The organism is Paludibacter propionicigenes WB4 (assembly GCF_000183135.1).
GTDB classification, from domain to species: domain Bacteria; phylum Bacteroidota; class Bacteroidia; order Bacteroidales; family Paludibacteraceae; genus Paludibacter; species Paludibacter propionicigenes.
Genome location: NC_014734.1, coordinates 2227122 through 2247403, shown reverse-complemented (window position 1 = coordinate 2247403; position 20282 = coordinate 2227122). Strand labels below are relative to the sequence as shown.

The 20282-nt window shown below is 37.7% G+C and carries 12 protein-coding genes; 7 read left to right on the top strand and 5 right to left on the bottom strand.

The annotated features are described in order from the left end of the window. Positions 1–281: 281 nt before the first annotated feature. The 6 genes from PALPR_RS09310 (at position 282) to PALPR_RS09285 (ending at position 10532) form a co-directional block, all read left to right on the top strand. On the top strand, positions 282–2933 hold the full coding sequence (locus PALPR_RS09310; RefSeq protein ID WP_148226454.1) for a TonB-dependent receptor plug domain-containing protein: 2652 nt from the start codon (positions 282–284) through the stop codon (positions 2931–2933). Between the two features lie 539 nt (positions 2934–3472). Then, on the top strand, positions 3473–5665 hold the full coding sequence (recQ, locus tag PALPR_RS09305) for a DNA helicase RecQ (RefSeq protein ID WP_013445368.1): 2193 nt from the start codon (positions 3473–3475) through the stop codon (positions 5663–5665). Between the two features lie 314 nt (positions 5666–5979). Then, on the top strand, positions 5980–7263 hold the full coding sequence (locus PALPR_RS09300) for a hemolysin family protein (protein WP_013445367.1): 1284 nt from the start codon (positions 5980–5982) through the stop codon (positions 7261–7263). Positions 7264–7491: 228 nt separating this feature from the next. Then, positions 7492–7716 carry a DUF4492 domain-containing protein gene (locus PALPR_RS09295; RefSeq protein WP_013445366.1) on the top strand — a complete coding sequence of 75 codons (225 nt, stop codon included), beginning with the start codon at positions 7492–7494 and terminating at the stop codon, positions 7714–7716. A gap of 85 nt (positions 7717–7801) precedes the next feature. Then, complete coding sequence (locus PALPR_RS09290) at positions 7802–9349, top strand: cytochrome ubiquinol oxidase subunit I (protein WP_041620359.1); 1548 nt, start codon at positions 7802–7804, stop codon at positions 9347–9349. Positions 9350–9386: 37 nt separating this feature from the next. After that, positions 9387–10532 carry a cytochrome d ubiquinol oxidase subunit II gene (locus PALPR_RS09285; RefSeq protein WP_013445364.1) on the top strand — a complete coding sequence of 382 codons (1146 nt, stop codon included), beginning with the start codon at positions 9387–9389 and terminating at the stop codon, positions 10530–10532. An 83-nt stretch (positions 10533–10615) separates the two neighbouring features. Here the strand turns inward: PALPR_RS09285 and PALPR_RS09280 are convergent, their stop codons facing one another. The 3 genes from PALPR_RS09280 to PALPR_RS09270 all read right to left on the bottom strand — a co-directional run bounded on the left by PALPR_RS09280 (position 10616) and on the right by PALPR_RS09270 (position 15990). Next, a complete protein-coding gene (locus PALPR_RS09280) occupies positions 10616–11815 on the bottom strand; it encodes a C1 family peptidase (RefSeq protein ID WP_041620861.1) in 1200 nt (399 codons plus the stop codon). Between the two features lie 30 nt (positions 11816–11845). Further along, positions 11846–14350, bottom strand: a complete 2505-nt coding sequence (locus PALPR_RS09275) for a zinc-dependent metalloprotease (protein WP_013445362.1) — start codon at positions 14348–14350, stop codon at positions 11846–11848. Between the two features lie 176 nt (positions 14351–14526). Next, the gene (locus PALPR_RS09270; protein WP_013445361.1) at positions 14527–15990 is read right to left on the bottom strand and encodes an aminoacyl-histidine dipeptidase; all 1464 of its coding nucleotides are present in this window, start codon (positions 15988–15990) and stop codon (positions 14527–14529) included. 568 nt (positions 15991–16558) lie between these two features. Here PALPR_RS09270 and PALPR_RS09265 point away from each other — a divergent pair. Continuing rightward, positions 16559–18058, top strand: a complete 1500-nt coding sequence (locus tag PALPR_RS09265; RefSeq protein WP_013445360.1) for a butyryl-CoA:acetate CoA transferase — start codon at positions 16559–16561, stop codon at positions 18056–18058. Between the two features lie 227 nt (positions 18059–18285). Here PALPR_RS09265 and PALPR_RS09260 read toward each other — a convergent pair whose 3' ends face one another. Continuing rightward, positions 18286–18924, bottom strand: a complete 639-nt coding sequence (locus PALPR_RS09260; RefSeq protein ID WP_013445359.1) for an RloB domain-containing protein — start codon at positions 18922–18924, stop codon at positions 18286–18288. Between the two features lie 4 nt (positions 18925–18928). Beyond that, a complete protein-coding gene (locus PALPR_RS09255; RefSeq protein ID WP_245544412.1) occupies positions 18929–20164 on the bottom strand; it encodes an AAA family ATPase in 1236 nt (411 codons plus the stop codon). Positions 20165–20282 lie beyond the last annotated feature (118 nt).

The window sequence follows — 20282 nt, the reverse complement described above, 5'->3', positions numbered from 1 at the left end:
GAGATTTGCTTTTCAGACATTTTTGTTAACTGCAAACAGTTGAATCTTTGATAGCTCAAATAATATTTATATTTCTCTTACCTGTATTCTTTTTACTTACGTTTCTCATTGGCATTGAAAAAAGAAGAAACGCTTGTGGATTGTTTCATTGGTGTTTTTCCTATCTATAAAGACAATACAAAAACAAATATTTCTGCGAAGCAGAGATACTGACAATGCTTTAATAGTTAGATTTACATATAAACTCACTTTTGACTTTTTTATCCGTTTATTACTTATTCATGAAACTTCGATCAATTATATTGCTATTCACATTGCTTGCTTTTGGGGCAATCCTTAAAGCGCAAGATTCTATAGATAATCCTGTAAAAAAACTTTTTTACGATCAGATATCTCTTTTTCCTCAAGAAAAAATTTATGTTCAAACAGACAAAAGCGAGTATCTTACAGGTGAAACCATCTGGTTTCGAGCACACTTGGTAGATGCTGTTTTTCTTAAACAAGCTAACGCCAGTCGTTATGTGTATGTAGAACTTGTAAATCCCATGAATCATTTGGTTCAAAGGGTAAAGTTACGACCCGATAGCACAGGATGCTTTTATGGTAATATTGAAACAGAGCAAGAGCTGGGTGAAGGAAACTATTTGTTGAGAGCTTACACCCGAGTTATGCAAAATATTGGAGAAGATTATTTCTTTACCAAAGCAATTTACATCGCTAATCCAATATCCGAAAGAGTGTCGGCCAATATAAAATATCATGCTTCAGGAAGCTCTATCAATGCTGAAATACAATTTTTTTCAAAATTTGATAATAAAGAAATTAGGCCAGATCGTTGTGTGGTTTCTTTGGCTGAAAACAACACCGCTAAAGAAAGAGAAGTTAGTTTTAAGGAGAAAATCGGACTTTATTATTTTAGCGAAAAAGAAATAGCCAAAGAACGAACTTTTCAATTGAAAGCAGAATTTAATGGAAAAATATACAAGAAATACTATAAAATACCCTATTTGAACAAGACATTTGATGTCTCGTTTTTCCCTGAAGGCGGATACGCTCCTATAGGTACAACTATGACGATGGCTTTTAAGTCCATCAATTCAAATGGTTTGTCTGAGGATGTCAAAGGTCAGATTTTTGATGATCAAGGACAATTGTGTAGAGAGTTTGAGACTACTCACTTAGGAATGGGCAGTTTTAATATGTATTATGCACCCGGCAAAAAATATTATGCAGTTTGTACCAATAAAGAAAATGTCTCTAAGAAATTTAATTTACCGGAACCTTCTGATAGTGTTGTTTCTTTGAAAACTTCATGGGTTCACGATAAATTATATGTTAATGTACTAAAGACTCCTAACTATAAATTACAATCGCAAAGTCAATTAATAGCTCATATCCGTGGAGTACCTGTTTATGCAGAACTTTGGGATTCAACTAAAAATTATATTGTATTTGATAAAGATTTTTTTCCAGCCGGCATCGTACATTTTCTGCTTGTCGATTCTAACCGTAACATATTAAGTGAACGACTTGTATTCTCTGCTCAAAAGAGCACATTTACTAAAACGGTTACTCAGCAAGATAAAGATAAATACAAGTTACGAGATAAAATAAATTTGTCTATAAAGATTACTGATGACAATAATGAACCTTTATCAGGAAATGTATCTATAGCCGTAGTTGATTCCAAAAAAACAAACCTAGATACAACCTCCTCAATTGTATCGACCTTACTACTTTCATCCGAACTTAAAGGTTATATTGAGAATCCGATGAGCTATTTGCAAATAAACAACAAAGCTTCAGAACTAGCGCTGGATGTCTTAATGATGACGCAAGGTTGGCGTAGATATGATATTCCCAATCTTTTGAAAGGAAATCCGGTAAAAGATATGAAATACCCTCTTGAACTAAGCGAAGAAGTTTCAGGTAAAGCTGAGGGCGTTTTTTCGACACTAAAAGAAGGTAATTTAAGTTTGCTGGCATTAAAAGACTCTGTTTTGGGAGTGTCTTTTACAAAACCGGACAAAGCTGGGAAATTCATATTTAAAAATCTGGAGTATCCGGAAGGAACAAAATATATAATACAAGCAAATACAAAAACAGGTTCCAGAAAGGTATTTCTTGAAATGGATACTTTAAATCAAAACCCATCTTTCAAAAATTTGCCCAGAATAGAAAAATCGGAATCTGTCGCAGAGGAAGATTCACTGCTCAAAAGAGTGAGTAATGCAGCGATTGCATATGATGGGTTAAAAAATTATGATTTAGCTGAAGTCACTGTTACTGCTAAGCGAAAGCTGCCTTCTATTACAGAGTCTCCATATTATTCAGTTATGTCGTCTTCAGTCATAACCACTAAAGAAATTGATGAGTGGCATCTACTAACGGTATATGATTTACTTAGAAGAATTCCCGGTGTTACGGTTTCGGGCAGCGAAGTCATGTTTAGAGGAAATACACCGATGTTGCTTTTGGATAATGTTCCAACCGAAGGATTCGATTATAATATGTTATCAGTGTCAGACATTCAGGATGCTTTTGTGACACCAGGTACAACAATGGGTGCTATTTTTGGTTCGCGTGGAGCAAATGGAGCAATCGTGATTAACACTAAAAGAGGATTTGTACAAAAGAATACGATAAGTTCTAATATTAAATATGTAAAGGCTATCGGTTATCAGCAGCCGACAACATTTTATTCTCCAGCCTATGAAAGGGAGGAAGATAGAAAATCCAAAAAGCCTGATTATAGAACGACTATTTATTGGAACCCGAATGTACAGATTGGACTAAATGGGATTGCCAATCTCAGTTTTTTTGCTGCAGATAACCCGTCAGATTATATAGTTATATACGAGGGTGTAAGTAAATATGGACACTTAATTCATTCTTCAGATAAATTAATAACTGTATCAGAGGACAAATATTAGATAAATGACAAGTATATATAGATCTTACAACCTTTATTTTGAAAATAAAATTCGTGAAAACAGAATAATCAAAAACTATCTAAATCTTGTTAGTTGAAATAGAATTAATTGAGGCTGAAGGTAGGCTTTCCATTGTATGATTGAGAGAAGATTTCTACGCGAGTAGAAATCTTTTCGCTTTATAGAGTGTGCCTATGATAAAAATTAGAGAATTGGGTAAGGTAATAGTTTTTATTGAAGGTTTTGACTTTTTTTGCAAAGTTTTTAGAGATAGTGCTTGACTTATAACTCCATAATTTAGAGAGAATAACAGCATTAAATCAATTGCTGGAGAAGTTGATTAGTTAAGATCCTGATTTTTTTTTCAAAAGATGTTGTATATTTAAAACATGTTTCTATTTTTGCTTGATAAAAACATGACAGGCAAGATGAATAATTAGAGTTTATTTACAATAAACAGTAAAAAAACATTTTATAACTTGCTTGTATTTCGACAATAAATACTACTTTCGCATTCATTTTTTACGCAAGAAACTGATATGGCCAAATTATCTGCATTAACTACGCAGTTGAAAAAGAACTTCGGGTTCGATAATTTTAAAGGAAATCAGGAGGCAATTATTCAAAATGTACTTGATGGTAAGGACACCTTTGTATTAATGCCAACCGGTGGAGGGAAGTCATTGTGTTATCAACTTCCGTCGTTATTGATGGAAGGAACTGCTATTGTTATTTCTCCGCTTATTGCCTTGATGAAGAATCAGGTGGATGCAATGCGAAATTTCAGTGAAGAAGATGGTATTGCGCACTTTATCAATTCATCGTTGACAAAACAAGCTATTGATCAGGTAAAAAATGATATTTTATCGGGCAAGACCAAATTATTGTATGTAGCTCCTGAATCGCTCACGAAAGAAGAAAATATTGAGTTTCTAAAACAACTTAAAATCTCTTTCTATGCTGTAGACGAAGCTCACTGTATCTCTGAATGGGGACACGATTTCCGTCCTGAATACAGACGCATTCGTCCGATAATAAATGACATTGGTGCTGCACCGCTTATTGCCCTTACGGCAACAGCAACTCCGAAAGTGCAACACGATATTCAGAAGAATCTGGGTATGCTTAACGCTACGGTTTTCAAATCGTCGTTCAATCGTGCCAATTTATATTACGAGGTTCGTCCGAAGACGAACAATGTGGATAAAGATATTATCAAATATATTCGTTCACAAGCCGGTAAGTCGGGCATAATTTACTGCCTGAGCCGTAAGAAAGTGGAAGAATTATCAGAAACACTCCGCATGAATGGGATTTCTGTGCTTCCTTATCATGCCGGAATGGACTCTGCCGTAAGAAGCCAGAATCAGGACAGTTTCCTGATGGAGAAGGCAGAAGTAATTGTAGCCACAATTGCTTTTGGAATGGGTATTGATAAACCCGATGTACGCTATGTGTTGCATTACGATATGCCTAAAAGCCTGGAAGGTTACTATCAGGAAACGGGACGTGGCGGTCGTGATGGGGGCGAAGGCCAATGCATAGCATTTTATGCTTATAAAGATTTAGACAAACTACGCAAATTTATGCAAGGTAAGCCCGTTGCCGAGCAAGAAATTGGCAATCAATTATTATTGGAAACACAAGCCTATGCTGAATCCTCCGTTTGTCGACGGAAATTGTTGCTTCACTATTTTGGAGAAGAATATATGGAGGAAAACTGCGGATGCTGTGATAACTGTATGAAACCACGGAAATTTATTGAAGGACAAGAATTATTGTCGCTCGTATTGGAAACTATTTTATTAGTAAAAGAAAAATTCAAAGCAGAACATATTGTTGATATTTTGAAAGGAAATGAAACATCCGATGTAAAATCTTATCAACACAATGACCTAGATAATTTTAGTTCGGCATCGGATGAAGATGAGCGATTGTTGCATGCAGTCATTCGTCAGGCTATGATTGCCGGATTTATATCGAAGGATATTGAAAATTACGGACTCCTGAAGCTCACCGCCAGTGGTAAAGCCTATTTGAAAAAACCTCAGCCATTCCCGATTGTTAAGGATAACGAGTTTGATGATGAGGAAGAAGAAACCAATGTAGGCGGGAAAAACAGTGGTGGAACTTGTGCTGCCGATGACGTTCTGTTTTCTATTTTGAAAGATCTGAGAAAGAAACTTTCGAAGAAACTGGAAGTTCCTCCGTTTGTGATTTTTCAGGATCCTTCACTTGAAGCGATGGCAACCAGCTATCCTATTACCATGGACGAATTGCAAAACATTCCGGGTGTAGGTGCAGGTAAGGCTAAGCGTTATGGAGAGGAATTTCTGAAAGTGATAAAAGAGCACGTAAAGGAAAACGAGATTATTCGTCCCGAGGATTTGCGCGTTCGTACAGTTGCCAATAAATCTAAATTGAAAGTGTCTATTATTCAGGCTATCGACCGTAAAATAGCCCTTGATGATATTGCACTTTCCAAAGGATTGGAAATTTCAGAATTACTAGACGAAATTGAAGCTATCGTATATTCCGGTACAAAAATCAACATCGATTATTTCCTGAATGAAGTTATGGATCCCGATCATATTGATGAAATTTTTGATTATTTCAGTTCGGCCGAAACAGATAAAATAGATGCTGCTTTGGATGACCTTGGAGAAGACGATTACAGCGAAACGGAAGTTCGTTTAGTTCGTATCAAGTTTCTTTCTGAAATTGGAAACTAAGACCGCATTACAAAATTGATAATAACCGTCGGAAGAATTCTTTCTTTCGACGGTTTTTTTATTCATCTTGGTCATCAAGCTTATTTTTATTTCTGAGAGATTGGATTATCAGTAAAAGTTAAGTATATTTGCACAACAGGATGGAAAGTGTGTGATATAGTATTGAAAATGAAATCGTTCTTTTGTCCTTGTTAGAGACGGTCTATTGATTTTTGTCTCAGTATATTTTGTCTTGGTTTTACTGCAGATTAATTCCCATGTAGGAAAATCGATTTTTTACAAGTGTTTTAGGAATATAAGTTTTAATCAGATAAATGGAAATAGTTATTATTATTGCGCTCATTCTTTTGAACGGCATATTTTCAATGTCGGAGATGTCGTTGGTTTCGGCCCGAAAGTTTAAACTTGAGAGTGCTAAGAAAAAAGGCAGTGCCGGAGCTAAAACAGCTTTAGATTTATCAGAAAATCCTACCAAATTTCTTTCAACAGTTCAGATTGGCATTACGCTTATCGGGATATTGCTGGGGGTGTACAGTGGCGCGAGTCTCACCCACGATGTGGAACTGTATCTGACTCACGTTGACGTTCTAAGCCCTTACGCGCACGACCTGGCAGTGGTAATTATAGTTATAGTTGTTACATACTTGTCTATTGTGCTTGGAGAATTGCTCCCTAAGCGTTTAGGACTTGCATTTCCCGAACCTATTGCTATTTTTCTGGCCAAACCAATGAAAATGTTGTCGGTTATTACTTCCCCTTTTGTTTGGTTGCTTACCATTTCCAACGACATTATCCTTAAGGTATTGGGAATTAAAAATACGATGGAAAGTAGAGTGTCTGAAGAAGAAATAAAGTCGATTATAAAAGAAAGCGCTGAGGGAGGCGAGATTCAGAACATTGAACAGGATATTGTAGAGCGGGTTTTTGAGCTTGGCGACAGGAGAGTAAATTCATTGTACACTCACAAAAATGACATTGTTTTTTTTGTCGAAACAGATGGTTTGCAAACAGTAAGGCAAAAAATTACAGCCGAGAAACATTCGGCATATCCGGTTTGCAGCGAAGATGATATTGATAAAGTTACCGGCATTGTTTTACTCAAAGATTTGTTTACTCCTTCAATTGAACAGGATTTTGATTTAAAAAACTTCATCAAGGAGCCATTATATCTTACCGAAGGAACATACGCCTACAAAGTATTGGAAATGTTTAAGGCTAAACGCATGCATTATGGGATAGTGGTAGATGAATATGGTTCAACAAAGGGAATTGTGACTATGGATGATGTGGTAGATGCGCTTATTGGCGATGTAACAGAACATAATCAGGATGAATATCAGATAACAGTGCGCGATGACAGTAGTTGGTTTGTCGATGGACAATATTCATTTGCGGAATTCTTGCGCTATTTTGATATTGAAATGGAAGAAGAGATTGACGGTGATTTTGTAACAATAGCCGGATTCTTTATTTATAAATTCAATAACCTTCCCAACATCGGAGACACAGTTACGATAGAATCCTATACACTCGAAGTTATTGATAAAGACGGACAGCGTATCGATAAAATATTAGTGACGAAAGGGTCAAGATTGTAATTCATCGTCAGGGAATTTATTCATAAAAAAATGTCGGGAGAACATATTCTTTCGATGTTTTTTTTGTTATTGATATGCTCCACAGCAGATTTGACAGCACTTTTCAACAAAAAAACATTTTTTGGAGTAAAATGCAAATAAAATTAAGTACGGTTTTGTAATTATATCAAATTTATTGATATTTTTGTAATCGAAAACTTCTATTGATCAACATCACATCCAAATCAGATGAAGACTCCTTCCTTTTTACAAAATTTGGTGACATTTTATCGTGACGGCTTCAGGGGTATGACTGTAGGTAAAACTTTATGGTTGTTAGTGCTTATTAAACTTTTTATTATGTTTGCAATACTGAAGGTTTTCTTTTTCCCCAATTATCTGAAAACAAATTTCAAGACTGACGAAAGCAGATCAAATCACGTTCGCCAGGAACTGATAGACAGAACCGACTAAAATACTGCGTAACTCAAACATTGTCACTTTATACTTTTTGATACTCTATCAATAATTTTCAAACAATTATCAAATACTTTAAAAAATTATGAATCTATTGGATGCAACGTTAGTAGATTGGTCGAGGGCGCAATTTGCCATGACTGCCATGTATCACTGGCTTTTTGTTCCATTAACCCTCGGGTTGGGCGTTATCATGTCGGTAATGGAAAGTTTGTATGTGAAAACAGGTGATGAAGCCTGGAAAAAAGCCACCAAATTTTGGATGACTCTTTTTGGTGTAAACTTTGCGATTGGAGTAGCTACCGGTATCATTCTGGAATTTGAGTTTGGTACCAACTGGTCAAACTACAGCTGGTTTGTGGGCGATATTTTTGGTGCTCCACTGGCTATTGAAGCTATTGTGGCTTTCTTTATGGAAGCAACTTTTATCTCTATCATGTTTTTCGGGTGGAAAAAGGTCAGTAAGAAATTTCACCTGGCATCTACCTGGCTCACAGTGCTTGGAGCTACCATTTCGGCATTATGGATTTTGGTTGCCAATGCATGGATGCAATATCCGGTAGGTATGGAGTTTAATCCGGATACAGTTCGTAACGAGATGATTGACTTTTGGAGTATCCTGCTTTCGCCAGTGGCGATTAATAAATTTTTCCACACAGTACTATCCGGTTGGGTGCTGGGAGGTTTATTTGTAGTGGGTGTTAGCTCATGGTTTCTGCTCAAGAAAAGAGATGTTGATTTTGCTCTTAAAAGTATAAAGGTTGGAGCCATTTTTGGACTTGTATCTTCATTACTTATTGCTTATACCGGTGATGGTTCTGCCTACAATGTGGCTCAGCGTCAACCAATGAAACTGGCAGCAATGGAAGGCCTCTATGAAGGGAAAGCAGGTGCGGGATTAGTGGCTGTGGGTGTTCTGAATCCCGAAAAGAAAGCTTATAATGATTCTGTCAATCCTTATTTATTTAAAGTAGAAATTCCGTCCATGTTATCCATTCTGGCTTATCGCGATGTGAATGCATTTGTTCCGGGAGTTAAGGATATTATTGATGGAGGTTATCAGACTCCGAAAGGTACAGCATTATCTTTCGAGGAAAAACATACACGAGGAAAAGCGGCTATTCAATCTTTATCCGATTATCAAAAAGCTGTTGCTGCCAAAGATACTGCAGCTGCAAAAATGCATAAGGCTCAACTGAAAGAAAATTATGCACACTTTGGTTATGGATATATTGATAAAGCCGAGAATTTAATTCCTAATGTGCCGACTATATATTATTCATTTCACCTGATGGTGGCTTTAGGTTTTTATTTTATTGCATTGTTTGGACTGGTACTTTTCTTTAGTTATAAGAAACAAATTGAAAAGTATGGCTGGTTGCTCCGGATTTGTTTGTGGAGTATTCCGCTTGGATATGTTGCCGGTCAGTTGGGTTGGGCTGTTGCTGAGGTTGGTCGCCAACCGTGGGCAATTCAGGATGTTCTGCCATTGAACGCAGCCATTTCCAATATATCAACTTATTCGGTAAAGATTACTTTCTTTTTGTTCTTAATTCTGTTTACAGCTTTGTTGATTGCCGAAATACGCATCATGCTTAAACAGATAAAACAAGGACCGGAAGTTCATTGATACAAGTACATTCTTACAATCAAAAAAATAAAATATTATGATAACATATTCATTTTTACAACACTACTGGTGGTTTCTGATATCACTTCTTGGTGGAATTTTGGCATTTTTACTTTTTGTTCAAGGCGGGCAATCGTTGTTATTTTCGCTCTCTAAAACAGAGGATGAAAGGCGTTTACTGGTGAACACGCTAGGACGAAAATGGGAATTTACATTTACAACGCTGGTAACTTTTGGAGGCGCATTCTTCGCATCTTTTCCTTTGTTTTATTCTACAAGTTTTGGTGGAGCTTACTGGGTCTGGATGGCAATTTTGTTCTGTTTTATACTTCAGGCTGTTTCCTACGAATTTCAGTCGAAACCGGGCAATGTGTTTGGAACCACAACCTATCGTGCTTTTCTTTTTGCTAACGGATTGTTGGGTACATTCTTAATTGGTGCAGCTATTGCTACATTCTTTACCGGTTCTGATTTCATTGTAAACAAAAGCAACATTACGGTACAACTGGCACCGGTTATCAGTTCGTGGGGTAACGAGTGGCATGGGTTGGATGCACTATTTAATCTTCGAAACTGGATGCTTGGATTTGCCGTTTTCTTTCTGGCACGTTCTCTTGCAGTTTTGTTTTTTATCAATAGATTGAATCATGAAGTACTAGAAGCCCGATCCAGAAAATACCTGTGGTATAATGCTATTCCTTTCGTGGTGTTCTTCCTTGTTTTTGTTATTTGGACACTTTTCTCCGAAGGTTTTGCCGTTGATGCTTCAACCGGAGTTGTATCGATGGAAAAATATAAATACTTTACCAACCTAATGGAAATGCCAATAGTTTTGGTGTTGTTTTTATTAGGTGTAGTGGCTGTTTTGTTTGGTGTAATAGCTACCTGGATTTCACCTAAGTTCAAAAAAGGAATCTGGTTTGCCGGAGTTGGAACTATCGTGACAGTTTGTAGTTTGCTGTTGGTGGCAGGTTATAATAATACTGCTTATTATCCTTCTGTAAATCTTCAGAGCTCTCTTACTATTTTCAATTCATCTTCCAGTTTCTTCACGCTGAAAGCTATGTCACTGGTATCTCTTCTTATTCCGATAGTACTGGTTTATATATTTATTGCCTGGCGTTCGATGGAAAAAAAGAGAATCGATATTGAAGATGTGAATGGCGATGACCATGCATATTAAAAGGAGAAATCTCTCTCTTGCCAGATAAAAAAACAGGCTTTCCAATATTGGAGAGCCTGTTTTTTTATAAGAAAAATGAGAATTTATTTAATTCCCAGTTTTTTCAGAATTTCTTTTGGTACTGCATCTTTGTGAACTAGAATATCAATGGTTTTGTGCATTACAAATGCTTCGCTGGCATACCAGATTCCTTTGTATTTTGAATCAGTTCCCCACGAATTTTTTACCAGATAATACTTCGTTCCGTTCTGATCTTTAGCCGTTCCGAAAATAACCATACCATGGTCATCGGTTGTCTGATAGTTGTCAAAACCAGCCTGACGAATTTCCGGAGTTACTTTTACTTCGGGTTGAGGACCTTGTACTTTGTAGATTTTTTCCTCCATCTCTTTTTGCGATATATTCAACCATTTTGCCTGATCGGTGCCGGGTAAATTAGCCACTTTCACTTCAGGGTCAACAGCTATACCGTTGCGGGTAAATCCTTTTTCGCTTACGTCCGACGCCCATGCAATGCAGTATCCTTTGTCGATAGCATTATCAAATACCTGCATAAACTCATTAAGCGGTAAATTATACGATTCGTCATTGCGCCAGTTATCAGGAATTTCTATGGCAAACTTAGTGTAGAATGGATGGTGAGTAAACGAGGTCAATGATACATAATCATCTAAGTTTAATCCTAAAGATTGTTCGTAGCTTTGTGGAGTGAACTTCTTACCGGCTACAGTAAACTCTTTTGGGGTTTGACCCAGATAGGCATCCAGAATTCCATCAAATCCGGCTTTCCAAGCTGTAGAAAGCTTTTTGTTGGGATTAGAAACAATAACCTTCACATAGGCAGATGTCAACGCATCCAACTCACCATGTTTATGTTTTTCTTCACCATAATTTAATCCGGTCATAAGTGTTTCTGGAACAATACCGTAGTTTTTAAGTACGTATACCACATCGTAGAACGAACCTCCGCCTCCAAAATTAGAAGTTCCGTTCATTCTAACATATTTATCGGCTTTATCCGAGTAAGAGTGATGAACCACGAACATTTCAGACAAATCAACTTCCGGCTTTCCCATTCGAAGCAACTCAGCTTCAAAGAATCCTAGGCCGGAAAAACTCCAGCAAGTACCTGAGCTGGCCTGATTTTTTACTGATGTGATTTTGTTTTGTTTTACTACTGTAAAATTGAAAGAGTCAACTTTAGCGGCTGGAACTTTCACTTCTTGAGCAAAGGTAAAGCTACAGCTCAAAACAATCACTACTAACAAAAGTGCTTTTTTAATCATATACTTATTTTTAAATTTATATTTATATTATTTTTTGGGGTCTAGTGTGTCGTTGATGAGGGCAAGCAGATCAACAAAGTGTGCCTTGGTAACACCGGAACTTACAACTGAAGCTTTAGCTATTTCAGATTTCAACGTCAGTAAATGAATGCGGGCAATACCACTTGCATCGGAAGCACTACGAGATGTGCCTGCAGGCTGCAAGGCAGCGCGAACTCCACCGGCATTATTTGCCAGATCAAGCAATGCGTCAATGTAAAATTTTTGCAGGTTGCGTCGATATATATCTACATTTTTACCGGTTCCAAGTTCACTCCAAATACTTTTTTTCAAATAATCAAGCAATTGAAGCGGTGTAAAAGCTGTGCTACCGTTAAAGGACTCATTCTGTAACATTTTATCAAATGTGTTTTTACTGATCAATCGTTGAACGACTGTACGCTGGATACTTCCTATTGAGGTAACAGGATTAACATCCAATTTTTCAATTATATCTTTATTTACTAACCATGCAGGAGTATTGAATAATTGAACGCTCAGAAATGCCAATGCTTCCTTTTGAGTTGCTGCAGGAACGAATTCATACAATGCACCCGGTTGTTCCACTCGTTTTGGAGTGCTGTAAATGCCGGCTACATTTTTAGTAACATGAAGCATATAACGTCCAAACTGGCTTATAATCTGCGTATACATTTTCGTAGTATTGCTGTAATCCTTATTTGGTTCTTTAGTCCAATCAAGCAAATTTGGTAAAATACGTTGCAGATTTTTGATTCCATAAGTGCTGGCTTTCATTGAATTATCGCCCAGATCTTCGCTTTGGTTGCGAGGATCGTTCGGGTCCATTTCTGTGCCAAAAGTAAATCGCTTATCGGAATTCAGTTTTTCAATCACCCTTTTATTCAAATAAGGAATTTCATCTTGCGGAGTCTTAAATTCGGGTAGCCATTTATAGCCCCATTCTATTGACCAGTCATCATAAATGCCAATTCGCGGAAATATACCAGCAGGTCCAACGTGATCTTCGGGTTGAGCAACATAGTTGAAGCGCGCATAATCCATAATGGAAGGTGTGTGTCCATTAGCTTCCACCCATGCCTTGTCGCGAAGTTTTTCAACGGGGACGGTGCTGGAAGAACCGAAGTTGTGACGCAGACCAAGTGTATGTCCTACTTCGTGAGATGAAACAAATCGAATTAATTGTCCCATCAGTTCATCGCTAAAATGCATTTTACGTGCCGCAGTATCAATTGCCGCAGTTTGTACGAAATACCAGTCATGAAGGATTTCCATCACGTTGTGATACCAATTTATATGTGTTTCCAGAATCTCTCCGGTACGTGGGTCGTGTACATGCGGACCGCTGGCGTTGGAAATACTGGATGGTTTATACACAATGGCCGAATGCCGTGCGTCATCGATACTCCAGCTTGAATCTTTGGGAGCTTCAAGAGCGTAGATGGCATTTTTAAATCCTGCTTTTTCAAAAGCCTTTTGCCAATCGTTTACTCCTTGTATCAAAAAAGGAATCCATTTTTTCGGTGTAGTCGGATCAATATAAAAGACAATCGGCTTTTTGGGTTCTACCAGCTCACCTTTTTTGTATTTTTCTATATCTTCGTCTTTTGGTTCCAGTCTCCATCGTGAAATCATGGATATTTGCTCAACTCCCTGCGGATTTTTATCAAAATCGGTATAATTTGCTGTGAAATAACCTACTCTGGGGTCAGCGTAGCGTGGTTTCATCAATACCTTGGGCAAAATTACGATAGACGTATTTAGTTCATACGTAACCGGATCGGGCGTTATTCCTGACGGTGTTTCCGGTTTTTGCATATACGTTTTTACCGTTCTCACCTCTACATTTGTAGGGAATGATCTGATCGTATCAATATAACTACGATCGGGTATAACTCTATCCAGTGAAAAGTTCCTTTTCACTCTTTCGTCAAAAAACCAAATTGAATTATCGCCGTTGGCAAAATCGGTGATTTCTATAACAGAGCTTTGAGCTTTGGATACGGAGTCTTTTTTGTATGCTTTTATATCAAATGCCCCTACTATTGGTTGTACATTTGATTTGAGTACAGAGAAGAACATGCCCGATGAATCTTTTGATTGCTCTGAATAGGAAATAGACTTCATGAACAATTTGTCGTTCGGCCCTTTCTCAAAGCGGATGACGTTTTCTCCAATTTCGTCGCCGGCATAGCCTGAAAAGCCTTTTCTGATATCGGCTGCCGATTTAGAAATACGGTTTACCACCAATAAATCCCGATTTAATACAGAATCAGGAATTTCGAAGAAATAACTGTTATCTACCTTATGAACCATAAACAACCCCGATGTTGTCTTGGCTTTATTGGTTATTACCTGCCTGTATGGCTTTGGTCCTTTAGCTGCCGGTTTATCGGCAACTGCCTCTTTTTTCACTTCCTTCTTTTTGCTTTTGAAAAACAAAAAGTCGGCATACGTCTCTGAACAAATAACAAAACAAAGCATTACGCTTATAAACAAGCTAAATCTCCGCATCTTTCCTCCTTTTTTAAAGATTATTACTAATATATTGCCCTCTCAATTTATAGAATTTTTAAAAACAAATAATCCGATACCAATACCCTCTGCTAAAAGAATATTATAAAAAGATAGTGACCCTTTACCGTGGTTCACCATCTTTTATAATCTAATACTCACACCAATCTTAAGTCCTACTTTAATGGTATATTTTCTAATGTTGCCACTAAGAAATCCCAGAATTTCTGAACAGTAGCGATGTTTACTTTTTCGTCGGGCGAATGTGGGTAGCGGATGGTTGGTCCGAATGAAATCATATCCATTTTCGGATAATGAGTTCCAAGAATACCACACTCCAATCCGGCATGTATTATCATTATTTTTGGGGTAATGCCGTATTTGTTTTCATATACTTTGATCATTTCTTTTAATATGGGCGATTCCAGGTTTGGTTTCCAGCCTGGGTATCCGCCTACCAGCGCGACTTTTGCACCAGCCAGACTGAATACACTCTCTACCATCGATGCCAGTTCCTCTTTGCGCGACTCAACCGAGCTACGAATCAAACAACGTACAGTGATGGTGCTTCCGTCGGATTTTACGATAGCCAGATTATTCGAGGTTTCTACCACGGTCGGCAGTTCGGGGATAAAACGTGCAACGCCGTTAGGGCATGCTGTGATGCTGTTGATTAAGTCATCCTGAACTACTTCGGGAATTAACCCTGTAGGAAGCTCAACCTGTTCGACCGTGAACGAGATTTTGTCCTCCACTCCTTTAAATTCTTCAATGAAGAGTTCTTCGTATTCTTTTACGAATTCAATGATATCTTCAACTCCCTCTTCGGGAACAGTGATAACGGCAAATGCTTCACGCGGAATGGCATTGCGCAGGCTACCTCCGTCTATGCTTGCCAGTCGGGCTTCGTAGTCGGACACAGCATCTTTCAGGAAGCGGAACATTAACTTGTTGGCATTAGCCCGTTGTAAGTGAATGTCCACACCGGAGTGACCGCCTTTGAGTCCGGTGAGCGAAATCTTCAAAGCCACATCGCCTTCTTCAATTTCAACTTCGGTATAGCGGAATGTGATATCTCCGTCAATACCCCCGGCGCAACCCACATACAGTTCGCCTTCGTCTTCGGAGTCCATATTTATCAGAATGTCACCTTTCAGAAAATTGGGCTGCAGACCAAAGGCACCAAACATGCCCGTTTCCTCGTCAACAGTTACAAACATTTCGATAGCGGGATGTGGTATATCTTTCGATTGCAAAACAGACATAGCTGCTGCCAGTCCTATTCCGTTGTCGGCACCGAGGGTAGTATCGCTAGCAGTAACCCACTCGCCATCGATGTGTGCATCAATGGGGTCTGTCTGAAAATCATGTGTTACGTTACTGTTCTTTTGGGGTACCATGTCCATGTGGGCTTGCAGAACCACTGCTTTGCGGTTTTCCATGCCCGGGGTGGCCGGTTTGCGAACCAGCACATTGCCAATTTCGTCGCGGAGGGTTTCTAATCCGAGTGATTTTCCGAAGTTTTCGAGGAAAAGACCGATTTCTTCTTTTTTGTGCGAAGGGCGTGGTACTCTGGTTAGATTATAGAAGTTTTGCCAGAGCGCTGCAGGCTCTAACTGTCGAATGTCGTTTGCGTTCATAAGTAGATAATTCTTGTTTTACTATTGTATATTTATGCTAATTTTAGCAAGTACAAATATCCGCATTTTTTTTGGAATAACCATTTTTATGTAAAGCCTTTTTCGGATAAATTTGATATAAGTAGTTGCTGGTATTTAATGGTATATTTTAGCACAATAGCACACATAGAAATTATGAGATAAAAAGACTTAGGTCACATAGTAAAAGTATCTGACGATACTCCTACTCAGTCTGAAATTATCACGTATTCGGGATAATGCTATGTGTTCTTAGTCTTATATCTCCTATTTAAAACTAGTATGAACTATGTAAAAAAAACATATCAATAATAATTATCATTCCGCTTTTACTTCCTTATTTGGAGCTGTTGTGAATCATATCTTTAATTACAGAAATTTTTCAGTAATTAGTGCTGCAATTACAATGTCAATCAAAATATATTTGGTAATTTTGCGCTCGAATTCCGGATAAGGTCTGTATTTCGGTTTTTTGGCATAAAATCAAACTAACATATTCAAACATAATCAATTGTAAATCGTAGGATTATCAATTGTAAATCAAAAAGTCATGCATAATACGTATAAATTTGTTACTGCCGAAGAGGCAGCAAGCTATGTAAACAACGGCGACGTTATCGGATTTAGCGGTTTTACACCTGCAGGATGTCCAAAAGAAGTTCCAACAGCGATTGCCAAACGTGCTGAAGCATTTCATGCTGAGGGTAAAGAGTTTAAAATAGGTATGTACACCGGAGCTTCTACCGGCGACTCATTGGACGGTGCTTTGGCTCGTGCCAATGCCATTCTGTTCCGCACACCTTATCAGTCTAACAAAGACTTGCGTACTGCTCTGAATGCCGACCGTGCTCCTTACTTCGACATGCACCTTTCGGTATTGGCGCAGGAATTACGTTATGGATTTATGCCGAAACCAAAATTTGCTATTATTGAGGTTTGTGACATTACTGCCGATGGCGAATTGGTTCTTACTTCGGGTGTAGGTATTTCTCCAACTATTGCTCAGTTGGCCGATTTTATCATCGTAGAATTGAATCACAACCATCCGAAAGAGCTTCGCGGATTTCATGATGTTTATCAACCGTTGGATCCTCCTCACCGTAAAGAAATTCCGGTTTACAAACCATCAGATCGTATTGGTTCTACAGTGTTGAAAGTTGATCCTAAGAAAATTTTATGTGTGGTTGAAACAGAGCGCAACGACGAAGTGGGTGGTTTTACTCCAACTGATGCGGTTACAGATCAAATCGGAAACAATGTTGCGTTGTTCCTGGTTGACGAAATCAAATCGGGTAGGATTCCTGCCGAATTTTTACCTATCCAGTCGGGTGTGGGAAATATAGCGAATGCTGTTATGGCTTCTTTGGGAGCAAATCCGGATATTCCACCTTTCGAAATGTACACCGAAGTAATTCAGGATGCAGTTATCAGCCTTATCCGCGAGGGTAATGTGAAGTTTGCCAGCGGTTGTTCGCTTACTGTGACCACTCCGGTGTTGCAGTCAATTTATGCCGACTTGGATTTCTTCCGCGATAAATTGGTGCTTCGCCCTCAGGAAATATCTAACAACCCTGAAGTTGCACGTCGTTTAGGCTTAATTACTATCAATACGGCATTGGAAGCCGATATTTTCGGAAACGTAAACAGTACGCACGTGTTGGGTTCTAAAATGATGAACGGTATCGGTGGTTCGGGCGACTTTACCCGCAATGCTTATATCTCTATTTTCACTACGCCGGCTACTGCCAAGGGTGGAAAAATCAGTTCAATCGTACCGATGGTATCGCACGTTGACCAAAACGAACACTCGGTGAACGTAATCATTACCGAACATGGTATTGCCGATCTTCGTGGTAAATCGCCAATTCAGCGTGCCGAAGAAATCATTGCCAACTGTGTGGCTCCTGAATACAGAGAAATGCTGAGCGAGTACGTGAAACTGACCACCGGAACACATACGCCTCAAAACCTTTCGGCTTGTTTCGGCATGCACGACGAGTTTATCAAAACAGGTAGCATGTTAGGTACCAAGTGGGAAGATTACAAATAAAAATTCTGTTTTTATACATATTCAAAAGCCCTGTTCAAGTAAATTGAACGGGGCTTTTTTGATGCTGGGAATTAGTTTTGATATTACCGAATCTCCTTGCTTAGCAGGAGAGAAATCAGACGAAATGTCCTTTAGTCGGTGCATGGGTACGATTAACTATAGAAAAAGCAGAGTTGATAGGCTCTGCTTTTTTTGAAAAATAGATGATTTTCTTTAGCTTGATAATATCAATCACAGTCTTTCTTTTGAACTAAATCAAAAAAAAGTTTCATCTCGCTATAGGTATAATCAACACCTTCTTCATCTTTCCGTTTAATAGAGCTTTCAGAACGTAATTTTGCCATCTCTAAATCGCCTCCATTTTTAGTAAAGTATTGATGAAGTCCTTTGGTTGAAAGAAAGAATTTTTCTGTTTTTTCATATGCACAATACCTCTTGATTTCCCTTATTAATTCATTTTGACTAAGGAATTGAGCCGTTGTGTTTTTGAAATGGAATAAGAACCAGATTTCTAAACAGCGTTCATTCTCAAAAAATATGATTGTACTTTGTGTCCCTCTACTTGCATTTTTGAAAGTCTTATTATGGAATCTGTCTTTTATTTGTCGATACCGAACTCTATCTTTTACATCTGTTTTATTGTCCATATCAATAAGAACAAATATATTGGAATAACCATTATCAATACATTCCTTAATCTTATCCTCAAGAAATTTGTTACCTGTAGAGTGCTGCGGTAGTTTTGGGGTTATTTTTGCTTTGACGTTGGGAATTGATTGCAAATAATACTGCTCAGTGATTCCTTCACCAATTACAGCGATAGCATTACTATCTAGTGTTGCTCTTTTTCCTGTACTTCTACCCATAATCTCAATTTTCTAGAAATATAGAACCTAATTCGGGCTTTGCTCCAAGCTTACCCACTTTATAGGCTTTATATAGGGAGATATTTTTATGCAATCCAAAATCAGATGCAGAATAAAGTTCCGAACCACCAGTTTCTTTGGATTTATCAGTAAACCAAATCATATCTCTCCGAATAAAATCTTCATCTAGCAAAAGTTGATCGTGTGTCGTGAAAATTAGTTGAGATGCTTGGCTATTCATCATGAAATGACTCAAATAGTGAATCAACAAGTCATAATGAATATTCTTCTCAATTTCATCATATAAAAAGATATGATTCTGATTTACCATTTCATAAAGTTGATCCAATAATTTTATATAGAAACAAGTTCCGGTTGACTCAGAACCAGAGGTTAATTTGAAATCACCATCTTTAGTGTGATGTTGAAATAAAATCTCTTCTTTAGTGTCTTTAAGTAATTGTTCCTTGAAAGACTTTGGGAGCTGAGGATCATTTTCAATTTGTTTTTTGAAATTCTTTGGAATCTCATTTTTGATTTCGGTCAATTCAAATCGGGTTATGTTGAAATCGGCCTTGCACAAAGATTCTAATATGAATTCAGTCTTTTTTTTGTCGGTCAATACTTTTTTTGTTATATCAATCAAAGAGTTATTAAGATTGACTTCATGTACATAATCCTTAATCCAATTGTGAACTTTTTTAAAAGGTTCTGCATCCACAGATATTTTAAGGTAGGTTGAAAGTAGGGTGTGATTGTTTAGTGTATTGTCAATGAGTGTTTTTTTTGATTTAGCGCTAATCCCCAATAAATCCCCAAATTTGATGGCTGGAACCTTATCTTCACCAACAAAATCTCTTTGATAGAAAAGAGACATTACACCGTTCGGAGCATAGTCCATCTTTTCGTGTAGGATATTCTCCTCATTATAAGATAAGGTGTATTGATATTTAACTGAATCTAAATAGAAGGTTATACCTGATTCTGTTGGTATATCTGATGTCAATGCAAATGGACTAAATTTTATATTTTCTTCCTTACTGTTTTTTGGGTAAAACAATATAGACCACATGTTCTGAATAGCGAGTAATAAATTGGACTTGCCTGAAGCGTTTGCTCCATAAACAATAGCCATCTTTAATAGTCTCAAGTTTGGTTTCACTTCAAAAGTCAAATACTCTAATGATGTAGTGTCGCTTGTTGCCTCAAAAGATAAGACTTGCTCTTCTTTGAATGACATGAAGTTCTTTACTTTAAACTCTTGAATCATGATTCTAGTTGGTTGTTTCGTAATTATTTTACAAATATACAGTCAAAAACTGAAATTCAATGTGTTTTGTTCGGAAATATTGAATAAT

What these genes read in the sequence shown, in the direction of transcription:
- PALPR_RS09310 (WP_148226454.1), top strand. Translation starts at nt 282, where the DNA reads ATGAAACTTCGATCAATTATATTGCTATTCACATTGCTTGCTTTTGGG.
- recQ (WP_013445368.1), top strand. Translation starts at nt 3,473, where the DNA reads ATGGCCAAATTATCTGCATTAACTACGCAGTTGAAAAAGAACTTCGGG.
- PALPR_RS09300 (WP_013445367.1), top strand. Translation starts at nt 5,980, where the DNA reads ATGGAAATAGTTATTATTATTGCGCTCATTCTTTTGAACGGCATATTT.
- PALPR_RS09295 (WP_013445366.1), top strand. Translation starts at nt 7,492, where the DNA reads ATGAAGACTCCTTCCTTTTTACAAAATTTGGTGACATTTTATCGTGAC.
- PALPR_RS09285 (WP_013445364.1), top strand. Translation starts at nt 9,387, where the DNA reads ATGATAACATATTCATTTTTACAACACTACTGGTGGTTTCTGATATCA.
- PALPR_RS09275 (WP_013445362.1), bottom strand. Translation starts at nt 14,350, where the DNA reads ATGCGGAGATTTAGCTTGTTTATAAGCGTAATGCTTTGTTTTGTTATT.
- PALPR_RS09270 (WP_013445361.1), bottom strand. Translation starts at nt 15,990, where the DNA reads ATGAACGCAAACGACATTCGACAGTTAGAGCCTGCAGCGCTCTGGCAA.
- PALPR_RS09265 (WP_013445360.1), top strand. Translation starts at nt 16,559, where the DNA reads ATGCATAATACGTATAAATTTGTTACTGCCGAAGAGGCAGCAAGCTAT.
- PALPR_RS09260 (WP_013445359.1), bottom strand. Translation starts at nt 18,924, where the DNA reads ATGGGTAGAAGTACAGGAAAAAGAGCAACACTAGATAGTAATGCTATC.
- PALPR_RS09255 (WP_245544412.1), bottom strand. Translation starts at nt 20,164, where the DNA reads ATGTCATTCAAAGAAGAGCAAGTCTTATCTTTTGAGGCAACAAGCGAC.